General features: G+C 44.1%; 24 protein-coding genes. 15 read left to right on the top strand and 9 right to left on the bottom strand.

Annotation, left to right across the window (positions count from 1 at the left end):
- Nucleotides 1–240: 240 nt before the first annotated feature.
- Nucleotides 241–1149, bottom strand: coding sequence for a transcriptional activator NhaR (nhaR, locus tag AAEZ02_RS11325; protein ID WP_124013891.1), 909 nt, complete (start codon nucleotides 1147–1149; stop codon nucleotides 241–243).
- Nucleotides 1150–1297: 148 nt separating this feature from the next.
- On the opposite strand from nhaR, the gene AAEZ02_RS11320 reads away from it, so the two are divergent.
- Genes AAEZ02_RS11320 through AAEZ02_RS11275 form a run of 10 tightly spaced genes read left to right on the top strand, consistent with a single transcriptional unit; the run spans nucleotide 1298 to nucleotide 9235 of the window.
- Nucleotides 1298–1774: a Rap1a/Tai family immunity protein gene (locus AAEZ02_RS11320; RefSeq protein WP_351074466.1), complete on the top strand. Its 477-nt coding sequence runs from the start codon at nucleotides 1298–1300 to the stop codon at nucleotides 1772–1774.
- Nucleotides 1771–2292, top strand: a complete 522-nt coding sequence (locus tag AAEZ02_RS11315) for a Na+/H+ antiporter subunit E (RefSeq protein ID WP_267898623.1) — start codon at nucleotides 1771–1773, stop codon at nucleotides 2290–2292. Before AAEZ02_RS11320 ends, AAEZ02_RS11315 begins: the two co-directional genes overlap by 4 nt.
- Before the next feature lie 2 nt (nucleotides 2293–2294).
- Nucleotides 2295–2576 carry an MrpF/PhaF family protein gene (locus AAEZ02_RS11310; RefSeq protein WP_233768506.1) on the top strand — a complete coding sequence of 94 codons (282 nt, stop codon included), beginning with the start codon at nucleotides 2295–2297 and terminating at the stop codon, nucleotides 2574–2576.
- Nucleotides 2569–2928: a monovalent cation/H(+) antiporter subunit G gene (mnhG, locus tag AAEZ02_RS11305; RefSeq protein ID WP_124013889.1), complete on the top strand. Its 360-nt coding sequence runs from the start codon at nucleotides 2569–2571 to the stop codon at nucleotides 2926–2928. The genes AAEZ02_RS11310 and mnhG overlap by 8 nt, the downstream gene beginning before the upstream one ends.
- Entirely contained in the window at nucleotides 2925–3905 is a 981-nt protein-coding gene (locus tag AAEZ02_RS11300) for a DUF4040 domain-containing protein (protein ID WP_124013888.1), read from the top strand. Before mnhG ends, AAEZ02_RS11300 begins: the two co-directional genes overlap by 4 nt.
- Nucleotides 3902–4261, top strand: coding sequence for a cation:proton antiporter subunit C (locus tag AAEZ02_RS11295; RefSeq protein WP_101030922.1), 360 nt, complete (start codon nucleotides 3902–3904; stop codon nucleotides 4259–4261). The genes AAEZ02_RS11300 and AAEZ02_RS11295 overlap by 4 nt, the downstream gene beginning before the upstream one ends.
- 5 nt (nucleotides 4262–4266) lie before the next feature.
- Nucleotides 4267–5757, top strand: coding sequence for a monovalent cation/H+ antiporter subunit D family protein (locus AAEZ02_RS11290; protein WP_124013887.1), 1491 nt, complete (start codon nucleotides 4267–4269; stop codon nucleotides 5755–5757).
- The gene (locus AAEZ02_RS11285; protein WP_124013886.1) at nucleotides 5754–7220 is read left to right on the top strand and encodes a monovalent cation/H+ antiporter subunit D family protein; all 1467 of its coding nucleotides are present in this window, start codon (nucleotides 5754–5756) and stop codon (nucleotides 7218–7220) included. Before AAEZ02_RS11290 ends, AAEZ02_RS11285 begins: the two co-directional genes overlap by 4 nt.
- Before the next feature lies 1 nt (nucleotide 7221).
- Nucleotides 7222–7536, top strand: coding sequence for a hypothetical protein (locus tag AAEZ02_RS11280; RefSeq protein WP_124013885.1), 315 nt, complete (start codon nucleotides 7222–7224; stop codon nucleotides 7534–7536).
- The gene (locus AAEZ02_RS11275) at nucleotides 7526–9235 is read left to right on the top strand and encodes a Na(+)/H(+) antiporter subunit D (protein WP_124013884.1); all 1710 of its coding nucleotides are present in this window, start codon (nucleotides 7526–7528) and stop codon (nucleotides 9233–9235) included. Before AAEZ02_RS11280 ends, AAEZ02_RS11275 begins: the two co-directional genes overlap by 11 nt.
- A 592-nt stretch (nucleotides 9236–9827) precedes the next feature.
- Here AAEZ02_RS11275 and AAEZ02_RS11270 read toward each other — a convergent pair.
- From AAEZ02_RS11270 to ppsA, 7 genes are all read right to left on the bottom strand, one after another.
- The gene (locus AAEZ02_RS11270) at nucleotides 9828–12446 is read right to left on the bottom strand and encodes a cation-translocating P-type ATPase (RefSeq protein ID WP_351074461.1); all 2619 of its coding nucleotides are present in this window, start codon (nucleotides 12444–12446) and stop codon (nucleotides 9828–9830) included.
- 1 nt (nucleotide 12447) lies between these two features.
- On the bottom strand, nucleotides 12448–13032 hold the full coding sequence (locus AAEZ02_RS11265; protein ID WP_101030910.1) for a VIT1/CCC1 transporter family protein: 585 nt from the start codon (nucleotides 13030–13032) through the stop codon (nucleotides 12448–12450).
- 6 nt (nucleotides 13033–13038) lie between these two features.
- Nucleotides 13039–13308, bottom strand: coding sequence for a DUF211 domain-containing protein (locus AAEZ02_RS11260; protein WP_124014292.1), 270 nt, complete (start codon nucleotides 13306–13308; stop codon nucleotides 13039–13041).
- A 690-nt stretch (nucleotides 13309–13998) separates the two neighbouring features.
- Entirely contained in the window at nucleotides 13999–14418 is a 420-nt protein-coding gene (locus AAEZ02_RS11255) for a MarR family winged helix-turn-helix transcriptional regulator (RefSeq protein WP_101030906.1), read from the bottom strand.
- Nucleotides 14419–14547: 129 nt separating this feature from the next.
- Entirely contained in the window at nucleotides 14548–14997 is a 450-nt protein-coding gene (locus AAEZ02_RS11250; RefSeq protein WP_335686220.1) for a DUF1285 domain-containing protein, read from the bottom strand.
- Between the two features lie 12 nt (nucleotides 14998–15009).
- On the bottom strand, nucleotides 15010–18060 hold the full coding sequence (gene ydiJ, locus AAEZ02_RS11245; RefSeq protein ID WP_351123132.1) for a D-2-hydroxyglutarate dehydrogenase YdiJ: 3051 nt from the start codon (nucleotides 18058–18060) through the stop codon (nucleotides 15010–15012).
- A 129-nt stretch (nucleotides 18061–18189) separates the two neighbouring features.
- Complete coding sequence (gene ppsA / locus AAEZ02_RS11240; RefSeq protein WP_351074500.1) at nucleotides 18190–20559, bottom strand: phosphoenolpyruvate synthase; 2370 nt, start codon at nucleotides 20557–20559, stop codon at nucleotides 18190–18192.
- 126 nt (nucleotides 20560–20685) lie between these two features.
- Between ppsA and ppsR the strand changes: the two genes are divergently transcribed.
- The 5 genes from ppsR (at nucleotide 20686) to AAEZ02_RS11215 (ending at nucleotide 25203) form a co-directional block, all read left to right on the top strand.
- Nucleotides 20686–21498: a posphoenolpyruvate synthetase regulatory kinase/phosphorylase PpsR gene (gene ppsR / locus AAEZ02_RS11235; protein WP_101030900.1), complete on the top strand. Its 813-nt coding sequence runs from the start codon at nucleotides 20686–20688 to the stop codon at nucleotides 21496–21498.
- 194 nt (nucleotides 21499–21692) lie between these two features.
- The gene (locus tag AAEZ02_RS11230) at nucleotides 21693–22757 is read left to right on the top strand and encodes a 3-deoxy-7-phosphoheptulonate synthase (protein ID WP_101030898.1); all 1065 of its coding nucleotides are present in this window, start codon (nucleotides 21693–21695) and stop codon (nucleotides 22755–22757) included.
- Nucleotides 22758–23271: 514 nt separating this feature from the next.
- On the top strand, nucleotides 23272–23988 hold the full coding sequence (locus tag AAEZ02_RS11225; protein WP_124014353.1) for an SIMPL domain-containing protein: 717 nt from the start codon (nucleotides 23272–23274) through the stop codon (nucleotides 23986–23988).
- Between the two features lie 4 nt (nucleotides 23989–23992).
- Nucleotides 23993–24532, top strand: coding sequence for a SixA phosphatase family protein (locus tag AAEZ02_RS11220; protein WP_124014352.1), 540 nt, complete (start codon nucleotides 23993–23995; stop codon nucleotides 24530–24532).
- Between the two features lie 233 nt (nucleotides 24533–24765).
- Nucleotides 24766–25203, top strand: coding sequence for an acyl-CoA thioesterase (locus AAEZ02_RS11215; RefSeq protein WP_101030892.1), 438 nt, complete (start codon nucleotides 24766–24768; stop codon nucleotides 25201–25203).
- A gap of 126 nt (nucleotides 25204–25329) precedes the next feature.
- Here the strand turns inward: AAEZ02_RS11215 and AAEZ02_RS11210 are convergent.
- The coding region (locus AAEZ02_RS11210; protein WP_351089687.1) for a transposase at nucleotides 25330–25411 on the bottom strand (82 nt) is incomplete at its 5' end.

Raw genomic sequence — 25411 nt, 5'->3', positions numbered from 1 at the left:
ATACCTTGATGTATGGTGGAGAACTTGGCTTGTACGTTTACCGATAAAATAATTGTCGATGAATTCTTATTGGTTTGTTTAGTCTAAATCAAAACGGTAAACCTGGCTCGCGACTAAGTTTCTCAATCATATTGAAACCACTGGCCGATCATTATTACAAAAGAAATGATAATAAAACGATATTTCCTATAGCCAATTTAATCGGTAGCAACGACGATGTCAGGGTTCTCACTAAAGATCTTAAACTATAGGCTGATTAAACAGTTTTTTTCCTTCAGTTAATAAATGCTGAACGGCGGGATGTTTAATCTTTCGCTCAGGCGATATTAAATAATAATGTTCAGTAATTTCCGTTGTTCTTCCAATAATTTCAACATCAAATTGTTCTATAACATGATTTTCAATGATAGTTGGCGCGCAAAAAACACCGTACCCTGCTTGCCCAAAATATTTGGCCAACACTGAGTCGTCAAATTCACCTATTATTTGGGGCGATATATTTAGTTCATTAAACCAAGAAAGTACACTCAAATGCTGATTAGATCCTTCTCCTGCCGTAAAAAATGGATTACCGTCAAGAGAGTGTGGAAAGTTAACAGCTAACGTTTTAGCAAGATTTTTATGAGCAAAAAAACTAATACCGGATTGACCTACGAGGTGACTGTATGCTTTTAACGAAGAACCTGTTGGCAATGATGTATCACTTAAAACAGCATCAAGTTTATTTAGCGCTAATTCTCCAAGTAATACGTCCAAGCTCGCTTCTTTACACACTAACTTAATAGAGTCGTCCATCGTGTAGACCGCTTTTAATAAATTAAATGAAAACACTTTCGCGATGACATCAGTGACTCCGATGGAAAAACGAAAAAAAAAGTCAGTTGAATGATTTTTCAATGAATGAATCAGTTCATCTCCTAAACTGAATATTTCCTGTGCGTAGCTCAGTGTGATGTGACCCATATCATTAAGCACCAAACGCTTACCTTTTCGGTCAAACAAACTATATCCTAATTGAACTTCTAATAAGTTTAACTGAGCACTAAGCGTTTGTGGCGTAATATGCATGACTTTTGATGCTTGAGCGATACTGCCATGTGTCGCTATCGCATGAAAATACTGCAAGTGATGATAATTAAGCTTTACCATATAATTCCCTAATGTACTTTTCTCTCATCTAATGTTTATTTTCTCAAAATACATTATCAATTTTTTATTGATGAAAAAACAACTAAAATCGACTTTTAGTACTATGATTAATTGGATAAAGTTAAATCATTAGAAAAAAAGGATTTATATGTCAAAAGATAGTTTCCCCTTAATGGTTTTCGCTTTTTTGGCCGTTCAATTGTTGTCCGTACCACCAGCTAAGGCAGTAGAAGTACTGACGGCTCAAGAACTTTCATCGCACTGCGCACTGTTTAACGCTGAACCAGAAAGCGTTGATGGTCAGTATTGTGTCCGCTATATTCAAGGCTTTATCGATGGTGCAATAGCAACCGATGCAAGAGTCATGCTAAATGCCGAAAGTGCCCTTGCAAGTAAGGAGACCTTCGCGGAACGCGCGATTCGCACTCGTATGCCAAACCGTTTAGACCGTTCCAGAGCAGCAGACCTAGCCGGTTTTTGCCTCGGAGATCCGCTGCCATTGCGCGATGTAGTTAACGTTATCGTCGCCGATCTAGCAGCCCAAACAGATAGCAGCGAAGAAAATGAACCGGCGATGGAAGTCGTCTATAAATCATTACTGAAAAACTACCCTTGCAAACTATGAACTTAACTCTAGCCCAGCATACGTTTCAACGCGGCGAAACAAGACTCTCGTCTGTTTTGCTACTTCTGCTTATTTTAGCAATATCTTGGCTTCTGTGGTCGGGACTCTACAAACCACTGGTCATGAGTTTGGGGGCTTTGTCCTGCTTGCTCAGCGTTTACTTGGCACATCGTATGGGCTTTTTCCGGCATCATACAGATTTGCTTAGACTTATGCCTCGCCTGCCTGGCTATTGGTTGTGGCTGCTGCGAGAGATTATTATTTCGAGTCTGGACGTAGCCAAGCTGATCCTGAAACCCTCTATGCCTATAAGCCCCACCGTGGTTGTGCTTGAAGCGGAAGCCAGAACGGACGTGGGCCAAGTAATTTTTGGCAATTCCATTACCCTGTCCCCGGGAACCGTCACGTTGGATTTACACGAGGGAAAAGTATTGATTCATTGCCTGACCAGTGAAAGTGCAAGAGAATTACAAAAAGGCGAAGCGAATCGTCGAGTAGCAGCTCTGGAGCCCCGCTAATTATGTATATTGTTGTCTCTATAGCCATTTTGGTGACCATGGTATTGGCCCTAGTAAGAGCACTTAAAGGGCCAAGCGTTTACGATCGCGTACTGGCAGTCAATGTGTTTGGTACCAAGACCGTTTTGTTACTGTCCGTCATTGCATTTCTTTACGGTCGGCCTGATTTTCTTGATCTTGCGTTGGCCTACGCTCTGGTCAATATGGTCGGGATTCTTGCAGTATTAAATTATTTCCAAAATCGTTCCCGAAGAAAATCTGATTCTGAGGCAGAAAATGATTGATGTCGCGCTAGATATTCTGAGTTGGATTCTACTCGTTCTAGGTGGTGCCTGCGTGTTGATCGGCGGCATAGGCGGCCTGCGCCTGCCAAACTTTTACACCAGAATTCATGCCGCCAGTCTTACTGATACCATGGCGACTATCTTAATTTTTGTTGGTATGATCCTACAAGCCGGTTTGTCCCTAGCCGCTATTAAACTGTTTGCTATTATGCTGTTTTTGCTACTGACTGGCCCAACCGCTACCTATGCGCTGGCCAATGCCGCGCTATTATCCGGTCTTAAGCCAGACGATGGAAGCGCTAGCGACGCACCCAAGGCTAGCAACTTACCCAAAGAGGGGACCGGAGAATGATCTTAATTTTTGCACTGTTCCTACTGACCCTTCTCGTCATTACCGCTATTGCGATAGTGCGCACCGACGACCTGTTTGTCGCGGTAATGCTGACATCTATATTCAGTTTACTAATGGCGGCCAACTTTTTTATTTTGGACGCTGCTGATGTAGCACTCACAGAAGCCGCGGTGGGTGCTGGAGTGACAACGGTAATCTTCCTCTGTGCATTGGAGCTGACTGGTGACCGGGAAAAAGCTCGAGAGGGAGGTCGGTGGGTAGCTCTAGGTACTGTGAGCGTTCTGGCATTGCTAATAATATACGCCACTTTCGACAAACCACGGCTCGGCGACCCTGATGCCCCAGTGCATCAACATCTTGCGCCTTGGTATCTAGAAAAAACGCCTGAGTATATCGATATTCCCAATGTGGTCACCGCAATCCTTGGCAGCTTTCGAGGCTATGACACGCTGGGCGAGGTGTTTGTTGTTTTCGCTGCTTGTATCGGGGTTTTATTCATCCTTGGTGTGAGCCCTCCACGAAAAAATCAGCCCGTGATTAAAAAAAGTAGTGGTCTACGCCACCATCTGATCCCCCAAGTAGTCGGCCGACTGCTGATCCCGTTTATCGTGTTATTTGGTCTTTATGTACAATTCCATGGCGAATATGGCCCGGGCGGTGGATTCCAAGCTGGTGCAATTATTGCCACAGGCGTAATCCTTTACGCCGTGCTCGAAGGCGAATCCGAAGCGTTGCGCGCAATACCTCGCGGGGTGCTGTTGGGTATGGTTATAGGCGGTGCATTGCTATATGGCGGCGTGGGTGTGGCTTGCATGTTGATGGGAGGAGCATTTCTAGATTATTCAGTACTAGCCGCTGACCCAGTGTTTGGACAACAGCTGGGTATATTAATTATCGAGGCCGGCGTTGGCATGGCGGTTTGTGGTGCACTTCTGGCCATTTTCCATGCGTTCGCTGCCCGTGAGAGATTGTCATGAAACTATTGGAACTGCTGGGCTACTTCAATTATTGGGTATTCGCTATCATTTTAACGGTGGGACTGTATGCCGTGATTAGCAAAATCAATTTGATAAAAAAACTAATTGGATTATCCATATTTCAATCTGCTGTATTCCTTATGTATATTACTATGGACAAGGTAGAAGGCGGGACAGCCCCCATCATACAAAGCGGTGTAGAAGATCAAATATTTTCAAACCCAGTACCACAAGTACTGATACTAACAGCCATCGTTGTGGGAGTATCTACTCTCGCATTGGGACTGGCCATTGTGGTACGTATCAGTGAATGTTACGGCACGATAGAAGAAAACGAAATTTTGGACGCCGACTAACTACTATGGACTTATTAGCACACCTTCCTGCTTTACAAGTTGTGGTACCGATGTTATCGGCACCACTTATTGTCCTATTACAACCACGAGGTCTGGCATGGGCGGGGGCAACTGCCGCCGCTTTGGTGAGTTTTGCCATCGCTCTGACGCTTGCCTTAGCTGTTTTAGACGGTCAAACCCTCGAGTACGCCATGGGGGGCTGGCCTGCACCTTATGGTATTGCCTTGTCGGTAGATGCGTTTAGTGCACTGTTATTACTGGTGATCACAGGTGCCGGCGCTACAGCCTTGTTGGCAGCCAGATCAAGCATTGATCAACAGGTTGAATCTGAACGTCAGCCACTATTCTACTCAGCATGGTTACTGGTTCTATCTGGACTTGTGGGTATTGTCGTATCAGCAGATGCCTTCAATATTTTTGTCTTCATGGAAATTTCATCGCTGGCCAGCTACATATTAATAGCAGGTGGTCCAGACCGTCGCGCACTTCCAGCGGTTTTCAAATATCTAATGATGGGCACTATTGGCGCAACCTTCTACCTGATTGGTGTGGGGTTAATCTATATGATGACCGGCACACTTAACTTAGCTGATATACAAGATCGCCTCGGTGATGTTACCGACATAAATCCGGTTCTAGTCGCGGCGGGATTCATCACTATTGGTTTGGCTCTTAAAGCTGCAGTGTTTCCTTTGCATGTTTGGGTGCCAAACGCCTATACACACGCACCGCACATGGTGACTGTGTTTCTCGCTGCTTGCGCGACCAAGGTTGCACTGTATGTACTGATCCGATTTGACTATATGGTATTTCAGGCCACGCTTGAGGATCACGAAATTCAGTTCGCATTGTTTGCGATGCCATTGGCCATTCTCGGAATACTTATTGCCTCAGCAGTCGCGATGTTCGAAGGACATCTTAAAAGACTGCTTGCTTCATCATCTATTGCACAAATAGGCTATATTTTGCTTGGTGCTAGCTTTGTCAGCATGGCCGGACTCAGCGCCAGCGCGATGCATCTGTTCAACCATGCGCTGGCAAAAGGAGGCTTGTTCCTCGCGGTTGCTTGTCTAGCTTATAAGTATCGCGACTTGCGCCTAAATCAACTCGGTGGTGCTGCAGCTCGTATGCCTTGGACTTGTGCTGCTTTTGTTGTGTGTGGTTTGAGCTTAATCGGCGTGCCTGGTACTGCGGGATTTATTAGTAAATGGCTACTTATTACCGCAGCTTTGGAAAGCGGACCTTGGGGTTGGGGGCTAGTAGCAATTATTCTCGTCAGTTCCTTGATGGCGGTGGTTTATGTTTGGCGCATCGTTGAAGCACTTTACTTCCAAGCTCCTGTTGACGGAGAAGGCCCAACATCTGAAGCACCAGTACAAATGTTATTAGTTACCGGTTTTATTGCACTACTCAATATATACTTCGGACTGTTTCCACAGGTTCCATTAGAACTCGCAAATAGTGCTGCAGCCCTTCTCTTGGAGGGTTCACAATGACACCAGAAACGACCATATTAGTCGCCATTGGCCTTCCAATAGTAGGAGCTCTGGCTATTTCCCTTGCTGGGCGTATAGGCCCTAATATTCGCGAAGCTGCAACGGCTATTACGTCTGTTTCATTAATCTGGGTGGTATGGGGATTACTTCCGATCCTTATGGATGGAGGACGGCCCTCGATAGACGTTAGCGAGGTCATGCCAGGGCTCAACATTGCCTTTACTGTTGAACCTCTGGGCATGTTATTCGCAGCATTGGCATCCGGACTTTGGCTCATCAACTCGATATATTCCGTTGGCTACATGCGCGGTAATAAAGAGAAAAACCAAACTAGATTTTTTGTATGCTTCGCGCTAGCTCTTTCAGCCACTATTGGTGTTGCTTTCGCTGGGAATCTATTCACTCTCTTTTTATTCTACGAACTATTAACACTCTCGACATACCCTCTGGTAGCACATAAAGGCGATGCGGCTACAATACGTTCGGCAAGAATTTATCTGGGTGTTTTACTCAGTACATCTATTGGTTTGTTCCTTCCTGCAATCATCTGGACTTATACCGTGGCAGGAACGGGTGACTTTACTACAGGCGGGATCCTCGCCGGTAAGTTGAATGACCCAGAAATAGGGTTACTTCTGGCCTTGTTTGTATTCGGTATTGGCAAGGCTGCAGTGATGCCTGTACACAAATGGCTACCGGCGGCTATGGTGGCACCTACCCCAGTGAGCGCTTTACTGCATGCCGTTGCGGTAGTTAAAGCTGGTGTTTTTGCGATCACCAAGATCATCGTTTATATATTCGGGATTGAATATCTATTTGAATCACCCAGCTCAGAATGGCTTTTATATGTTGCGGCTTTTACCATCATTGTAGCGAGTCTAGTTGCAATGCGCCAAACCAACATCAAACGCCTACTAGCCTACTCAACTATTGCCCAGCTATCGTATGTGGTTATGGCCTCAGCCATTCTCAAACCACTCGCAGAGGTTGGAGCCGCCATACATATGGTGGCGCATGCTTTTGGTAAGATTACTTTGTTCTTTGCTGCAGGCGCAATTTATGTTGCCTCCAAAAAAACCGAAATCCATCAATTACGGGGTATTGGTAGGCGCATGCCATGGACAATGGCGGCGTTTACCATCGGTGCCCTGAGCATGATTGGTGTCCCTCCCACCGCGGGATTCGTCTCAAAATGGTATATTTTGGCCGGAGCTTTCGAAGCTAACAATCTAGTGGCAGTATTCACCATCATTGCAAGTACCGTTCTTAATGCCGCTTACTTTTTGCCGATTTTATACCTAGTTTGGTTTGAGCGAGAAAAAGACGGTGACAAGGAACACGGCGAAGCACCGTTTTTAGCTGTGCTGGCATTGTGTATGACCGCCATACTGACACTGGCTTTCTTTTTATTTAACGGTCCAGTCATTGAATTGGAAAGCCAAGTAGTTAAGGGGCTCGGTTAAAATGAATGACGAAAAACAATTGCACTGGTTAGTGCGACCTTCAACGATTCGTAAGCTCTGGATTGGTTTCAGTGTTGTACTGACCTTGGTGGTGCTTGCGCAGACAGTCATATACGTTAAAGGTTATTTCGGCTTTGATGGCTGGTTTGGGTTTGGTGCAGTTTATGGATTTGTCAGTTGTCTGGTGATGGTACTAGTCGCAAAATTATTAGGTCTGTTTCTAAAACGCCCACTAGACTATTACGATGAACCAGAACAAGTTCAAACCTCAGCCCCCAGTCATGACAAGGTAAAGGAGAGCAGCAATGACGTTTGAACTTTTCTCTCCAGCATTTATCCTGCTAATAGCTGCTGTTCTAATATGTTTGGTTAAGGGTCACGCGCGGACGGCTGTCATATTAATAGCGCCAATTATTACCCTGTGGGCCATATGGCAGATCCCTGATGGTGTTCAGGGCACGGTAAAATTTCTTTCATACAATATTGAACCCCTCGAGGGGAGTCCGCTAAGGCGATTGTTTGCTACTATTTTTGCGATCATGGTCTTTGTAGGAGGTCTTTACTCTTTTCGTATAGCGCGTTGGTATGAACTTGCCGCAGCCTTTGCATACGCTGCAGGTGCTATAGGCGTCTGTTTTGCCGGCGACCTCATTACGATGTTTTTATACTGGGAACTGATGGCGATATTTTCTACCATTGTTGTGTGGTGTGGTGGAACGCCTGGTGCACGAGCAGCTGGAATACGTTATGCCATCATGCATCTTCTCGGTGGCGTGGTGCTTAAAGTTGGAATTGAAGGTGTAGTGATAGGTACCGGTTCTATCCAAATTCAACCTATGCTGGCAACAGATTTCAGCACATGGATGATACTTATCGGCATATTGATAAACGCCGCGGCCCCTCCGGTATCAGCTTGGCTAGCCGATGCATACCCTGAATCTACCCCCACAGGCTCGGTGTTCCTGTCGGCATTTACGACCAAAACAGCTGTACTGGCACTGATATTATTATTCCCAGGCGAACCTGTGCTAATTGGCATAGGTCTATTTATGGTTATGTACGGTATTATTTTCGCCTTATTGGAAAATGATGTACGGCGGATCCTTGCCTATTCCGTGGTTAACCAAGTAGGATTTATGGTGGTTGCCGTAGGCATTGGTACCGAAATGGCTCTTAATGGCGCGACGGCTCATGCTTTTGCACATATTATATATAAAGCACTCCTGTTTATGAGTGCTGGGGTTGTTATATACCGCACCGGGAAAAATAAATGTATGGAGCTGGGTGGACTATTTCGCACCATGCCACTCACCTGCGTCTGCGGTATTATTGGCGCGCTAGCCATTTCAAGTTTTCCACTGACTTCAGGTTTTACAACAAAAAGCATGATATCCCAGGCAGCTGTTGATGGAAATCTAGTGTGGGTTTACATGGCATTAACCGCCGCGTCGGCCGGTGTATTTCTTCATGCCGGGATCAAATTCCCATGGTTTGTGTTCTTCCAAAAAGACTCGGGGTTAAGACCAAAAGATGCGCCATGGAATATGGGGTTGGCGATGATCATTTTTGCCAGCTTGTGCATTTTACTGGGTGTTTTCCCTGAAATGCTTTATGCCCTGCTTCCCTATCCCGTTGACTACCAACCGTACTCGATTGGTAAAGTACTTTTCTACTTGCAGTTGTTGCTATTTTCAGGACTGGCTTTCTTCGTATTATTGCCACTAATGAAACGTACCATGACGATTAGCCTCGACACAGATTGGCTTTGGCGACGTGCGGCCTTTTCATTGTTTAGGTTGATCGAACGAGCGCTTAGCTCACTAGGTGAAGTGGTTACGCAACAACGAAACCGCTTGCAGAAATTCTTACAACGTATGGCAGTGCGTTACCTAGGCCAACCGCATACAGCAGATAGCCAAGAGCGCGGCGTGTTCGCGCGCTCTTGGCCCGTGGGCACTACTGTGCTATGGATCGCTGGGTTGCTATCGGCCTACGTGTTGTTGTACTACCTGTAGCAGCAATGGGCAGCAAATTTTTCACTTGGCCCCATTTGGAGTAGTAATTTCTCAGATCAGGTAGTGACTCTTACACGTGTTGAAGATGCGTATTGTGGGGGCTGGAGGCTAGTGCTAAACATGCTATTACTAACATTTCTGTGTTTTCATAACGAGAAACTTAGGCGGTGTTTTAGCATAAATCAATTATAGCCGTACACATAAACATAACACTCTATGGGAAGGTTTTATGGTGCTGAAACGTAGAAAAAGATGCCATTTTCTAGCGACTATCTCAAAATGAACTAGCCAATTATATCCGCTTTACCTTTGGTACTAACCTTACTTTATAAGCTAAGTAAGGTTAGCCATTTTTTTAGAATCATTCTTGTAAATTAATTGATATTGAAACTAACCCCATTGCTCGCATGAGTAAATATATGGCAAACCGATATAAGTATATCGTGAATGAGTAGTCGCTCTAAATTGCTTTGGGGCGTGCGACCTTAGCTAGCCATGCCAGCTGAGAGGTGGACAAAAGTGGGTTTAAGATATGGCCTAGTGTGGGCGAAGCACCACGACGTTAGTCACCGTAGGCCATAGTGGTAACGCACTATGCGTATATAACACCACGGTGCATTAGCCATTTTTCAATCTCGACAGCAAACAGAATAAGCGAAGAAATAAACAGACAGACAGCAAGATCGACCATTGGTAGAGGCTGGGTATGGAAAATGGTATTTAATGCGGGCGTATAAATCACCACCATCTGTAATAACAACGTCAGCAAAAATGACCCTAGCATTGGTAAATTACTGAATAAACCAATGCGCAAGAATGAAGTGCTCTCGCTGCGAACCGCCAGTGAGTGAAACAACTGCGATACGGTTAATACGGTAAACACCATAGTCTGCCAGTAAACGACATCACGGGAAATAGCCCACGCCATAGTAGCAATGGATATTCCACCAATAAATAACCCAACCCAGAGAATATGCTGCCACATACCATGAGAAAAAATACTTTCCTTTGGAGGACATGGCGCACGATTCATTATATCCGGTTCGGCTGGCTCGGTGGTTAATGCAAGGCCCGGCAGGCCATCGGTCACTAGGTTAATCCACAGGATATGGATCGGCAGTAAAGGAATAGGCAACCCGAAAAATGGTGCTAAGAATAAGGTCAATATTTCACCGGCATTGGAACTCAAAGTATATTTGATAAATTTGCGAATATTATCGAAGGTGCGGCGCCCCGACCGTATCGCTCGAACGATCGAGGAAAAATCATCATCCAGTAATACCATATCCGAAGCTTCACGAGCTACATCGGTTCCCTTCAGCCCCATGGCCACGCCAATACTCGCCCGCTTCAATGCCGGCGCATCATTGACGCCATCTCCGGTCATAGCGACAAATTCGCCTTTGTCTTGCAACGCTTTGACGATACGTAATTTTTGTTCAGGCGTCACCCTCGCGTACACCCGTATCGAGTCAACTAGGCGGGAGAATTCTTCATCAGGTATTTTAGCGAGTTGATCACCACTTAACACCTTTCTATCATCATCTATAATACCCAGACGTTGTGCTATCGCCATCGCGGTACCTGGATGATCGCCAGTAATCATTACCGGAATAATGCCCGCGGTAAGGCAATCATTCACAGCCTGGGGTACTTCAGGCCGTGGCGGGTCGATCAGCGCCACCAGCCCCAGAAAGGTGAGTTCTCGCTCCACTGTTTCGGCGTCCACTGACTCAGGTAAACAGCTAAATTCACGTTTTGCAAATGCCAGTACACGGTAACCTTTATTCGCTAACTGTGCGGCCTCAGCCAACACGGCCGCGACTTCAAAGGCTGTAACCCCATCATTATTTAAGCCCTGAATACATTGTTGTAGTACCTGTTCCGGCGCACCTTTGATGTACGCAGTCACTAAATCGGCGGTTTGATGCAAGGTTGTCATCTGTTTTCGTTCGCTATCAAACGCAATCACAGCTATACGTGGCGTTGTCAGCTCTAAGATGGACTTGTCAAAACCGGCCATGTGAGCTGCTTCAAACAGCGCCAGTTCGGTCGGTTCACCTGCGGGTTTTCCATCTTTTTCCATGATGTCATTGTTCAGTGCCATGGCTTGGCCCAGCTCAGCCCATGGAATACTGGCTTCTGGCTCAGGCAGTGATCCGCGCTGCTCTCCAGCGGCGAAAAATAACTCAACGGTCATGAGATTTTGTGTCAGAGTACCTGTCTTGTCAGTACAGATATAGGTAACTGAACCTAGGGTCTCCACTGCGGGTAAGTTACGCACTAGCACGTTATGCCGAATCAAGTTACGCGCACCCAGAGCAAGTGAAATGGTCACCACCGCCGGCAGTGCTTCCGGTATCGCGGCAACGCCCAAGCTCACCGAGGTCAAAAACATCAGTAATATGGGCTGTCCTTGCAGCAAGCCTGCAGCAAACACCACCACACATATTGCCAGCACGGCCAAAGCAAGGTAACGGCCAAAACGTGACAATCGCGTTTGGAGCGGTGTTTTGACACTGGCTTCATCTTGTAGCAACCCAGCAATCTGGCCTATCTCGGTTTCCATTCCACTGGCAACCACCACCCCCTTGCCACGTCCACGAGTGATCATGCTGCTCTTAAATACTAGATTAACACGATCACCAATGGCCAACGCGGTATCCGCTAACGGCTCTGTTTGCTTTTCTATTGCGTGCGATTCACCAGTCAATGTTGATTCATCGACCAGCAGCTCTTCCTCTTCCAGTAAGCGCAGATCAGCAGGCACAATATTGCCTGCTTCCAGTATGACAACATCACCCGGCACCAGCTCTGTTGCGCCAAGAGTCACTTGATGACCATCACGTAGTACATAGGCCTCTGGCGCTGCCATTTTTCGCAATGCCGCCACGGCTCGCTCTGCCTTAAATTCCTGTACAGTGCCGATAACCGCATTAAGTAATACAATCACTAAAATGGCAATGGTATCTTGTGGCTCACCGATAAAACCCGAAATCACCGCAGCTACCAGCAACACAATAATCATGAAATCAGAAAACTGTCCGAGTAAAATGTACAGCAGAGAACGTCGTCGTTTTTGGATAATAGCATTATGGCCATATTCAATCAGGCGTTTTTTTGCCTGCTCCGTGGTCAGGCCTGTTAACGAAGAGTTAAGCCGCTGTAGAACATCTGCAAATGGTAAACTGTGCCACTTTACTGATGACATGTTAGTTTCCGACCAATAAGTAAATAAGCGAGGCGGTTATCACCGCCACTAGCAATGCCTGTATGCCACTGCGTAACCACGTCACCCCGGATATCCGGCCAAGAAAAACCCCCAATAAAAAAGTGAGCAGCAGGGCCACAAAGATGGCGGCATACAGAGGTGGAATAGGAAGGTTGACGCCGGCAGTTGCCAGCCATAGTGGCGATAATATTAACAGTGAAATGACCAGCGGCGCTAGGCCATTCACCAATGCAATCAACAAGGGTACCCAGCGCGTTGCGATGCCATGCGCACTATGTTGAAGATCACTCATCATTGCCCTCTCCAGTTGCCCCAAAGCATGCTTTCGCTCTGCAGATTCACTGATGTAAGCACTACTAATACCACTAATGCTCAGCGCAATCGCCGCACCCAAACAGACACCAATAATCATTGATAAATCGGCGGGGGTACTGACAAGAAAACCCATGATCAGTCCTAGCATGGTAAGTGCACCATCAAAGCCATTAACAACAAAATAACGACGCACAATCCCCCGCGTACGGGTGATATCTAATAAAAATTTGGCCTGATTTAACAGACTCATAAAATGTTAACCAGCAACCGTTTCATTATGTACTTCAACCTCATCAATACTGTGAAGAGAACCACCCATGTTGCTAATGGCAGATTGAACGCCTTTAAAATCAATCGCGCTACCAAACAGCTCTATTTGAACCGTTTCGGTATTTTCATCCATCTCAAGAACAACCAGTTTTACTTGATAATCGACACCTGTTTCGGCAATGGCCCGAGAAAAATCAAGCGCATTAGGTTGATGAGGTTTGAGTACATCCAGAACAATCCTTTTGACCTTAACCATAAAAAATAGTCCTTTAATCCTTTGTCTTGTTAATTATAGTAAAACTCTCATCAATTTGTCATGGAGCGCCTACTATTTCTGGGTAATTTTGGACCCTAATGTCTTGGTTAACATTTGAAGTCATACTGTCTAATATGCACCATTTATCTAGCAGTGCTACGGTAATCAATATAGGGACTTTTAACTTAGATGACGCTAGCTTTTTATGATGGTATGCAAGCCGCAAAAGATAGGTTTTAATAATGAATGATTTTTCAGAAGCGTTTTAATCAATAATATTCATTCAGCACAAGATGCATCAGCGGAAACGTTAGCATTCTCACTTTTTACAAATAAGATGAACCTAAGACGGTTACAAATGAGGTTAAAAGTGCTGGCTAATCCCATCGCAAAATTTTAGCATCAGCGATTTAAGTAATCTTTATTTTGTCTTCTCCCATTTTGATTGTTTGTAACCACTTCAATCATGGCAAATCGATGCCGTAGTGGAAGGAGACCATCACATCAGGTTAAGTAACTAAGGGAAATGCCGAAACGGCTGAAGAGATCAAAAAGAGGTTAGCTGTAGTTCCCCTTTTGGTCTGTGTATTAGATGTGAGCAAGGGCCACGACTTTAGCGGTCGCAGGCCATAAAAAAATAAATAGCGGCTACTACCCTGAGATATTATTAACTGAACTTATCGACTCTATTTATTGGTTAAATTGATTCACTTTATTCAGTAAGCGCATAAACTCGCTTTGTTCAACATCGGTTAATGCCGCTAAAAAGTGTTGATTAACCCACCCGGCTTCATGAATTAGGTCTTGCTCGAGTGCTTTGCCATTGTCGGTTAAAAATATTTGAAATGCGCGGCGGTTATCCGCTTCTTGGTGACGGGTAACAAATCCCTGGACTTGCAGATGATCAAGCAGACGAGTCATTGTGTAGTTGGCCACATCACAACGCTTAGACAACTCTGTTTGACTTAATCCTTCCTCTTGCCACAACGTAAACAACACCGGCCAAAGTTTACTGTCTAACTCATAGCGCTTTAAACGCGTGTCGAGTTCTTGCTGCAAGGCAATATTAAGATGGGAAATCAGGTAACTTAAACTTTCAAATCGTTTCAAATGATACCTCCTACATCGTCAGTGGGATGTATTGACTGGTTTAAGACTAATGCCAATGCCTTTACAGCAGCTAAATCACACTTGAACTTATTTTTAGATTACCATCTCTATACGTTAAGAAAAGCTATTTTAGTCAAAAGATAAATATTCATTAATGTAACGATAATAGCAGGCGCGATTTAATTGCCCTACTAGGCCCCGTACTACTGGTGCATAAATACCATCGTCTGTCACAGTAATATCAGCAACATCGATGACGGGCATTTGTGTACCTATGCTACTGGTAAATATCAGTTTATTTTTTTTATAACCGTCAATAGGATCGGCATGATAGTCCACCAGCAATAAGGGATAAGCCTCAACCGATACTTTAACCTTCTCTACGGGAGTGATCAAAAAATACTCGCCTTCGATGCAATGCAAGATACTACTAAACAAGGCCGCAAACTTTGCTGGCAACGGACTGTTTAGATACAGCCAATCACCATTAGCTTGAATATGAAACAGTGTGTCATCACTGCATAACACGACACCGTCAGGTCGAGTATATGAACTTAATGTTTCTGTTTCATCTTCCATAATCGGCCTCTTCTATGATGTCATTAATTTAAGCAATGCTTCAATCGGATGCTGAGGTTTAAAGCCTGCAAAGCGCTTCACTTGGCTGCGACAAGAATATCCAGATACCAATACTTGGCTGTGTTGAGCAATTTTTTCAATGCTCGGCTGCCAAGACATCTCAAACAGTATTTCAGAACGCTCAACGTTTTCAAGTTCGTGACCGTAGGTGCCCGCCATACCGCAACACCCCAAATTAACACTGTGTAATTTGGCGCCAAAATGGCTAAAAATGGCTTTCCATTCATTGGCGGTATTCGGTTTCGCTGTCGATTCAGTGCAATGACTGAACCAAGTGTATTGCGGTGCATCTTTTGCTAAAGCTGACGCTTCACTTCGAGATGCCACAACATCAGTTAACCATTCATTGGCTAACAGCACCTTAAATGGCCCACGACGCTGACCTAAGGCTTCTTTATACTCATCGCGATAACATAATACTAATGCAGGATCTAACCCGACCATCGGCATACCAAGGGCATGAACGCGGTTTAAGAAGTCAGCACTGTTTTGCGCTGTTTTAGCAAACTTGTCCAAAAAGCCTTTAATATGTGTCGGCTTACCATTGGGTTTAAATGGCAGCAATATCGGCTTAAATCCAAGCTTTTCAATTAATTGAATAAAACGGTAAACCAAGCCTGCATCATAAAAACTGTTAAACGGGTCTTGCACCACCAACACATATTGACTGCGCTGCGCTTCAGGGATGGTATACAAGGAACCCAAATCGTAACCGCGGCTTGAATGTCCGTCTAAGCGCTGTTTTAGTGTAGGCACTGATAGCTTAGGCGCATCGACATAACCAATGACTTTTTTAATCACCCATTTACTCAGCGGGTTTTGCGAGGCTAAGTTTGTCAATTTAGGCATGGCCGCCATCAACGGCAATGAATCTTCGATACCGGCAACTAAATAATCTTTAGCAGGACGTAAATAACGTTTGTAGTAAATATTAAAAAATTGCGCCCTAAATTTCGGCACATCTACTTTGACCGGACATTGACCAGAACAGGCCTTACACGCCAAACAGCCTTTAAGTGACTCCATCACTTCATGGGAGTAATCATAGTCACGTTGGTTGTTTAGGGTATTTTGAATTCGTTGCATCCATCCCAGTGGGGAAGACTTTTCCAAAGCGTCAACATCGACCCCTTCAGCTTCAAGTAAACGCAACCATTCACGCATTAAGCCCGCACGACCTTTAGGTGATTGCACTCTGTCACCGGTGACTTTAAACGACGGGCACATAGGTGAATAACTGCTGTAGTTAAAACACAGACCATTACCATTACAGTTCATCACATCAGGAAACGCGTCACGCACCTGCACTGGGATTTGTCTATCGAAACTGCCGCGTTTAACGCTGTCGACATTAAATAGCAATGGGCCTGACTTAGGCGGCGCCACTAATTTACCAGGATTGAGACGATTATCAGGATCAAACAAACCTTTGATCTGCTCCAGTACGCCATAGAGTTCGTCGCCAAACACGGCTGGGCCATATTCACCGCGAACCCCTTTGCCATGCTCACCCCACATCAGCCCGCCATATTTAAGCGTTAATGCCGCAACTTGATCTGAAATCACTTTGAGTAATTGCTCATCGGCGACATCACACATATCAAGCGCCGGGCGTACATGTAATACGCCCGCATCAACATGACCAAACATACCGTACTGCAAATTATGGCTATCGAGTAGCGCCCGAAATTCCATAATATAGTCTGCTAAGTTTTCTGGCGGTACGGCAGTATCTTCGGCAAAGGCTAATGGTTTACGAGTCCCTTTAGTGGCACCTAATAAGCCAACCGCTTTTTTACGCATTGCATAAATACTGTCGATATCACTTATGTCGGTAATGATTTGAAAACCGACTAAACCAAATTGGGGTTGACTGAGTTGGCCGCTGAGCATCTCCTCTAATAGCGCGACTTTATGGTTAACCTCATCATCTTCACCGGCAAACTCAACCATATTAAGACCTTCTATGATCTTGTTCGGTACGGCTTTAATTTGCTCAGCAACCGAATGCCAAATAATGTCTTCACGGGCAAGGTTGAGCACTTTGGAGTCAACGGTTTCAACGACGGTCGCTTTGGCCTGTACTAATGATGGCGCATGACGTAACGCGGATTCAAATGAGTCATACTTAATATTCACCATCATCCGAGTTTTAGGTAATGGGGTAAGATTAAGCTTGGTTTCGGTGATCACTGCCAGCGTGCCTTCCGAACCGGTGAGAATACGCGATAAATCAAACTGGCTAAGGTCATCGTTCCACACATGCTTTAAATCATAGCCGGTTAAAAACCGGTTCAATTTAGGGAAACGTTCAATAATAGTGTCCCGTTTTTGCAAGCATATCGCCGCTATTTGGCTGGCGATGGTATTGCCCAGCTTATTAGCACCAAAGGGTTGTTGATCAACCTTGTTATGGGCAATAGGCGTTGTGGTCAGTACGCTGCCATCAATGAGTACACTGGTCACGCCTAACACGTGATCTGATGTTTTTCCGTAAACTAATGAGCCAGCACCAGAGGCATCGGTATTAACCATACCGCCAATAGTGGCACGATTAGACGTTGATAAATCGGGACTGAAAAATAATCCATGCGGGCGTAAGGCATCATTTAAGGCGTCTTTAATCACCCCAGCTTGTACTCTAGCCCAACCTTCTTCGACATTAATCTCAAGCACTTGGTCTAAATGACGTGACACATCCAAAATTAACCCATGAGTTAACGCCTGACCATTAGTGCCGGTGCCGCCGCCTCGAGCACTAAAAGTGACTTGTTTATATTTTGGTTGCGCCGCTAGCGATAACACTAACTCGACATCTTGTTGATGCAGAGGATAAATAACCGCTTGCGGTAAAAACTGGTATACCGAGTTATCGGTTGCCTGAATAAGCCGCGCACTGTAACGCTTGTCTATTTCACCTTCAAACTCGCTTTGCTCAAGCGCGTCAAGATACTCAAGATAGATAGGTTCTAATGTTTGTTTATGTGATAGCAAAGGTAACATAGAGGACTTATTATTTATTGGCATATACATCCATTATAAACAAAAAAAAGCCGCTAAATAGCGGCTTTTCTAACAAGTTGAAAAAAATACAGGTTAAAGGTTAAATCAAACTGTATTTTTTATGCTTATTTATGAGTGTGCTTCAGCTAAATATAACCAAGTGTCAATCACTGTATCTGGGTTAAGAGAAACAGAATCAATACCTTGCTCTACTAACCATGCCGCAAAGTCGGGATGGTCTGATGGGCCTTGACCACAAATGCCCACATAAGCACCTTTGGCTTTAGCCGCTTTAATGGCCATAGATAATAATGCTTTAACCGCATCATTACGCTCATCAAACAAGTGGCTGATAATACCAGAGTCACGATCAAGCCCTAATGTTAACTGCGTTAAGTCGTTTGAACCGATAGAGAAACCATCGAAATGTTCAAGGAATTGGTCAGCTAATAGTGCGTTTGACGGTAATTCACACATCATAATGACGCGTAAACCGTCTTTACCGCGCTCTAAACCTTGTTCTTTAAGCAATTCAATCACTTGAGCAGCTTCATTAACAGTACGCACAAATGGGATCATCACTTCAACGTTGGTTAAGCCCATTTGCTTACGAACGCGTTTAATCGCTTCACATTCAAGCGCGAAACAATCGCGGAATGATTCAGAGATATAACGGCTGGCACCGCGAAAGCCCAACATTGGGTTTTCTTCATCTGGCTCGTAGCGATCACCACCGACTAAGTTTGCATACTCGTTAGACTTAAAGTCTGACATACGTACGATCACTTTCTTCGGATAGAACGCCGATGCGATAGTGGCGATACCTTCAACCAGACGTGCAATATAGAATTCAACAGGAGAATCATAACCAGCGATCATCTCATTGATTTCAGTTTGCAGTTCAGCAGTTTGACCGTTGAAATCAAGCAAGGCTTTAGGGTGAATACCAATCATGCGGTTAATGATGAACTCTAAACGCGCTAAACCGACACCTTCGTTAGGTAAACGAGCAAAGTCGAATGCACGGTCAGGATTACCGACGTTCATCATAATTTTCATCGGTAAATCAGGTAATGTATCAACACGGTTAGTGATGATTTCAAAGTCTTGTTTACCTGAATAAATTAAGCCTGTATCGCCTTCAGCGCAAGATACCGTGACAATGTCGCCCGTTTTAATACGGTCAGTGACATCACCACAACCCACAACAGCAGGTACACCTAATTCACGTGCAATGATCGCAGCATGGCAAGTACGGCCGCCACGGTTAGTCACAATCGCGCTCGCGCGCTTCATGATAGGTTCCCAATCAGGGTCAGTCATGTCGGTGACTAATACATCACCAGGTTGAATTTGGTCCATCTCATCAATCGAAGATAATACCTTAGCCACACCGGTACCAATCTTATGACCAATAGCACGGCCTTCACAGATTACGTCACCCCTAGTTTTCAAGTGGAAACGTTCAATTAACTGGACATCTTCACGGCTACGGACCGTTTCTGGACGAGCTTGAACGATATACAACTTACCGTCGTTACCGTCTTTTGCCCATTCGATATCCATCGCACGGCCATAATGCTTTTCAATAATCACAGCTTGCTTAGCAAGCTCCATGACTTCTTCATCATTAATAGAGAATATACGACGTTGTTCAGCAGCAACATCTTCAATTTTAACTTGCTTGCCATGTGCAGCATCATCAGAGTAGACCATCTGAATCAACTTACTACCAATATTTCGACGCACAACAGCCTGATGGCCTTGCGCTAAAATAGGTTTGTGTACATAGAATTCGTCAGGGTTAACCGCGCCTTGTACAACCATTTCACCTAAACCAAAAGATGAAGTGATAAAGACAACGTCATTGTTACCTGATTCAGTGTCCATGGTGAACATGACACCAGAAGCAGCTTTGTCTGAACGGACCATACGTTGTACGCCAGCAGATAAAGCAACTCCTTGATGTTCGTAACCTTGATGAACACGATAAGAAATTGCACGGTCGTTAAACAGTGAGGCATAAACATGCTTAACAGCCAGCATGACAGCATCAAACCCTTTAACGTTTAAGAATGTTTCTTGTTGGCCGGCAAAAGACGCATCTGGCATATCTTCAGCTGTCGCTGATGAACGCACTGCAAATGACGCTTCTTGAGTTTCGCTCGACAACTGCTCGTAAGCTTCGCGAATGGCAACTTCTAATGCTGGCTGAAATGGGGTGTCGATAACCCATTGTCTGATCTGCGCACCTACTTTTGCCAGCTCAGTAACATCATCAACATCCAATGTTGCCAGAATGTCAAAAATTTTCTGGTTAACTCCACTTTGTTCAAGGAACTCATTGAACGCATGAGAAGTTGTTGCAAAGCCGCCAGGGACCTGAACTCCTGCGTTGGCCAAATTGCTGATCATCTCTCCAAGGGATGCATTTTTTCCGCCAACCTTGTTAACATCACCCATGCCTAATTCTTGATACCAGAGTACATATTGCTGCACAGTTTTATCTCCGCAAGTTTTTATTTCAGTGGCCACTTCACATAAGGGCAATAGCATCTTACACTCCCACACAACAAGCGTAAATCTATAATTTTATTTGTAATTTTATTACTACAAGAGGTCAGAATGACACCAAAAGTATTCTATATTTCAGATGGGACCGCGATCACAGCAGAGGTTTTTGGACATGCGGTACTTTCGCAGTTTCCTTTAGAATTTGAAGCACTTACAATTCCTTTTGTGGAAACGGTTGTGCGAGCTCAAAAAGTTAAGCAACAAATAAATGATTGTTTTATTACAACAGGCGTTAGACCACTTGTGTTTCACTCAATCATTAATCCTGAAATCCGCAATGTTATATTTTCAAGTGAATGTGTCGATTATGACTTTTTGAACACCTTTGTTGCGCCATTAGAACAACACTTAGGTATACAAGCTAAGCCTTTATTACACCGAACCCATGGTAAAAGTAACCACGGTTATGAAACCCGTATCGATGCGATTAACTACACTATGGAAAATGATGACGGTCAGACCATGAAACACATGGATAAAGCCGATATCATTTTATTAGGTGTGTCGCGTTGCGGCAAAACACCCTCAAGCTTATATCTGTCAATGCAGTTTGGTATTAAAGCTGCAAACTACCCATTTACTGAAGATGACATGGATGATCTCAAGTTACCTGAAGCATTGAAACGTAATAAATCAAAATTATTTGGCCTAACAATAGACCCACATCGTTTACATGAAATTCGTCAAAGCCGCATGGAAAACAGTCGATATTCATCATTAAGACAGTGCCGACTTGAAGTAAAAGAAGTCGAGATGATGTATAAAAAAGAGCGTATTCCTTTTGTGAATACTACCAATCATTCCGTAGAAGAAATTGCCACAAAAATTATCGACATAACCGGTTTAGATCGCCACATGTTCTAATTTATAAACAATAAAAAGCACTGTAAAAAGGCTTTTAAACCCGAGTTCACTAGCTTGATTCGGGTGAGTCTTTTACGGCAATCTGTTTTTTAGCCACTAGAATCCGAGGCTAAGCCTCGCATGTTGAACTTCTTTGGGTATATAATCTCGGGCAATATGATGCAGATGCATCTCACGATTTCTCGGTAATATGCATGACAATTAAAACAGATGAACTACGAACTACCCTTTTAAGCAAAGTCATTTCACCCGCGCAGCTGGCATCAGAATACCCTTTGACTCAAGATGCTGCTGACTATCTTGTTGCCCAGCGCCGAGAAGTTGAAGCGATTATTGCAGGCGAAGATCAACGCTTATTGGTGATTATTGGCCCTTGCTCAATCCATGATACTAAAGCAGCACTCGAATATGCAGAGCGCTTATCCGCATTACACCATGAGCTAAAAGATGATTTGTGCATTGTAATGCGAGTCTACTTTGAAAAACCACGAACTATTGTGGGCTGGAAAGGCTTAATTTCAGATCCAGACTTAGACGGCAGCTTTAGCCCAAATAAAGGCTTACGCATCGCACGTGAACTGCTGCAACAGATTACCGAATTAAAACTCCCTATCGCTACGGAGTTTTTAGACATGGTTAACGGTCAATACATTGCAGATCTTATTACCTGGGGTGCTATTGGGGCTCGTACCACTGAAAGCCAAATTCACCGTGAAATGGCTTCAGCGCTATCATGCCCAGTCGGCTTTAAAAATGGTACTGACGGTAACATTAATATCGCTGTTGATGCGGTGCGCGCTGCTCAAGCGCCACACATTTTTTATTCTCCGGATAAAGATGGTGCGATGGCAGTTTACCGTACTCATGGCAATCCATTTGGCCACATTATTTTACGGGGTGGTAAAACACCTAACTATAGTGCAGAAGATATTGAAGTAGCTCGCGCTCAATTAGAGCAAGTGGGCGTGACTCAACGTATGGTGGTAGATTTTAGCCACGGTAACAGTGAGAAACAACATCAAAACCAATTGAAGGTTGCCGATAGCATCATGGCGCAACTGCGTAATGGAAGCACTGCGATAGCCGGTATCATGGCTGAAAGCTTTATGATTGAGGGCAACCAGAAAGTGGTTAAAGGCCAACCATTAGTTTACGGACAAAGTATTACCGATGCCTGTTTACATTGGGCCGATTCTGAAAAGCTGTTACGCGATTTAGCCCAAGCGTCGAAAGAACGTAAAGCCTTACTGGCAAAATAGCGGTCACGTCACAGGCTAGTGACGAACACAATAAAAAGCCAATTACGATCCTCTTTGTATAACGGCTATACTATTATCAATACTTTATATAGTCGTTTCCTAATGCCAGCCATTTATGGTTGGCATTTTTATATAATTAATTCAATTTATTACGATCAATAACGTCCTCAGAAGGGATAAGTGACAAGTGACGCAAGGATAATGTACGCAACGCATTGCTGAACCTCCTATTGTATGCTTGAGCGTAACGGATTAATTCACTCAAGACACGCCACTGAGTGACCGACTGAAGGTTGCATTTGCTAACACTAGGATTAAAAATAATCCATAAAACCAACATTCAGCACATATTCGATTATGATTGTCATTAATTTGGAGGCTTAATATTGTCGATAACGCTTATCTTTAACGTAAATAATGATGTTTAATAACCGTGGACAATTATTAACAGATAATCGCGTTAGCTAAAAAACCAATGTCATCATTCCACACACTCCCCCATAAGGATGTTGTTATGCAAAGTTCGTCTCGTAGTGCTGCTATTTTTGGCATATTGATTGCGCTGGGTCTCGGCACACTAGGCGTATTACTTAAACAAGCTATTATTGAATATAAGTTACTCGATCGAAGTGTCACGGTAAAAGGCTTAGCAGAAAATGAATATCCTGCCGACATCGTCATTTGGCCTATTCAATTTACTGCGGCCAATAATAATCTCGATGAACTCTACAAACAGCTTGAAGCCCAAAGCAACCAAGTCGTTAGCTTTCTAGCCGAGCTAAATGTTGCCCCAAAAGAAGTTACGCTCACCGCGCCCACGATTACCGATAAGTTGGCGCAACAATATGGTGGAAATCAACCGATAGAATTACGCTACACGGGGTCACAAACGATTACAGTCTATTCTAACGACATCGAAAAAGTACGCGCTGTGATGCCCAAATTAACTGAACTGGGTAAAATGGGTATTGTCTTTTCTCAAAATAACTATGATGCCCAAGTTGAATATATTTTTAGCCGATTAAATGACGTTAAACCCAAAATGATTGAAGAGTCGACAACCAATGCGCGTTCAGTCGCCAAAAAATTTGCTTCCGACTCGCAAAGTCGATTAGGTAAAATTAAGAAAGCCACTCAGGGGCAATTCAGTATCAGTAATCGTGATAAAAACACGCCTTATATTAAACAGGTACGCGTAGTATCAACCATCGAATATTATTTAGCGGATTAACAACATGAAGCAATTATTCACCTCTTTTCTAATCGGTTTAATGAGCCTAATGTGTGCTCCATTAATGGCGAATGCTCCCGCATCGGTTGAACTTACTCATCCCGCCACTCCCCCAAAAAACCATCAAGTTATTTTTATTGTCAGACATGCTGAAAAACTGGATGGTAAAGATCCGAGTTTGTCCGCACAAGGTCAATTACGGGCGTTACGCCTAGCGAAGGTGTTATCCAGTACACCGCTAACTAAGGTGTTCACCACTGACTATAATCGTACCCGTGAAACTGCGACTGCCGTCAGCCAAGATCAGCAACTCAATCTGAGTGTTTATGACCCTCGCGATATGGCCGTATTCACTCAACAACTATTAACTCAACAAGGAAATATTTTAGTGGTTGGTCACAGTAATACGTCGACAGATTTAGTTGAACGACTCAGCGCAGAAAAACAACGTCCGATCGATGATGCGAATGAGTTTGATCGTCTGTATATTGTGACGCTCAATCAAAATAAACAAATGGTCTCCTGTGTTTTACTGCGTTATTAATGGGCAAATGTAAGGTCAATACTAATACAAAATACAAAATACTAAAGACTAAAGACTAAGCCATGTCACCTGCAGTGCCAATCATGCGGTGGCCAGGTCACTGAAGGGCTAATAAACGGGCTCTATTAAGCTCAATTGGCACAGTGACATCGACATGGCTAAACGCAATACAGTATAATGCGCCGCTTTTTTCGCTTAAATCTTTGTTAATCTGCATAACATTAGGTAGTTGTATGTCCCTTACTCAAAACCCCGCACAAACCCAAACCGATTTCCCTGATGATATTGCAGCACGGATTGCTCAATCAGAAGCGCGCGTTATAAAGGCTATTTTTCCCTCTAATACCAATCACCATAACACCTTATTTGGTGGCGATGCTTTAGCTTGGATGGATGAAACGGCTTTTATCGCCGCCACCCGTTTTTGTCGTAAAACTTTAGTTACCGTCAGTTCTGATCGTATCGATTTTAAAAAAGCGATACCCGCTGGCAGCTTGGCTGAGCTGATTGCAAATGTTATCCATGTTGGTAATACATCACTTAAAGTTGAAGTGAATATTTATGTCGAAGACATGTACAAGGATCATCGTGAACATGCGATACGCGGAGTGTTTACTTTTGTTGCGGTAGATGAAAACAGAAACCCAACCCAAGTGTGGCCGCACAATTAATATGCCCTTTCTAATGCAGCCTAATGGCTGCATTTTTATTTTATTCATTCAACTAAAATTTATCTAATCTGTCGAGAAAACCCCGTGATCCGAGCGTAGCGAAAGTCGCGGGGATGAATCGATAAACTAAGCTTGCTCTTGAATATATTTTCGAATTGTATCAGCGGAGGCATTGCCGACTGAGCAAGCAAAATATCCATCAGACCAA

The sequence above is a fragment of the Shewanella sp. T24-MNA-CIBAN-0130 genome (genome assembly GCF_040310185.1).
Classification (GTDB): Bacteria; Pseudomonadota; Gammaproteobacteria; order Enterobacterales; family Shewanellaceae; genus Shewanella; species Shewanella psychromarinicola.
The sequence above is the reverse complement of the archived record's forward strand: the minus strand, read 5'-3'. Positions and strand labels throughout refer to the sequence as shown.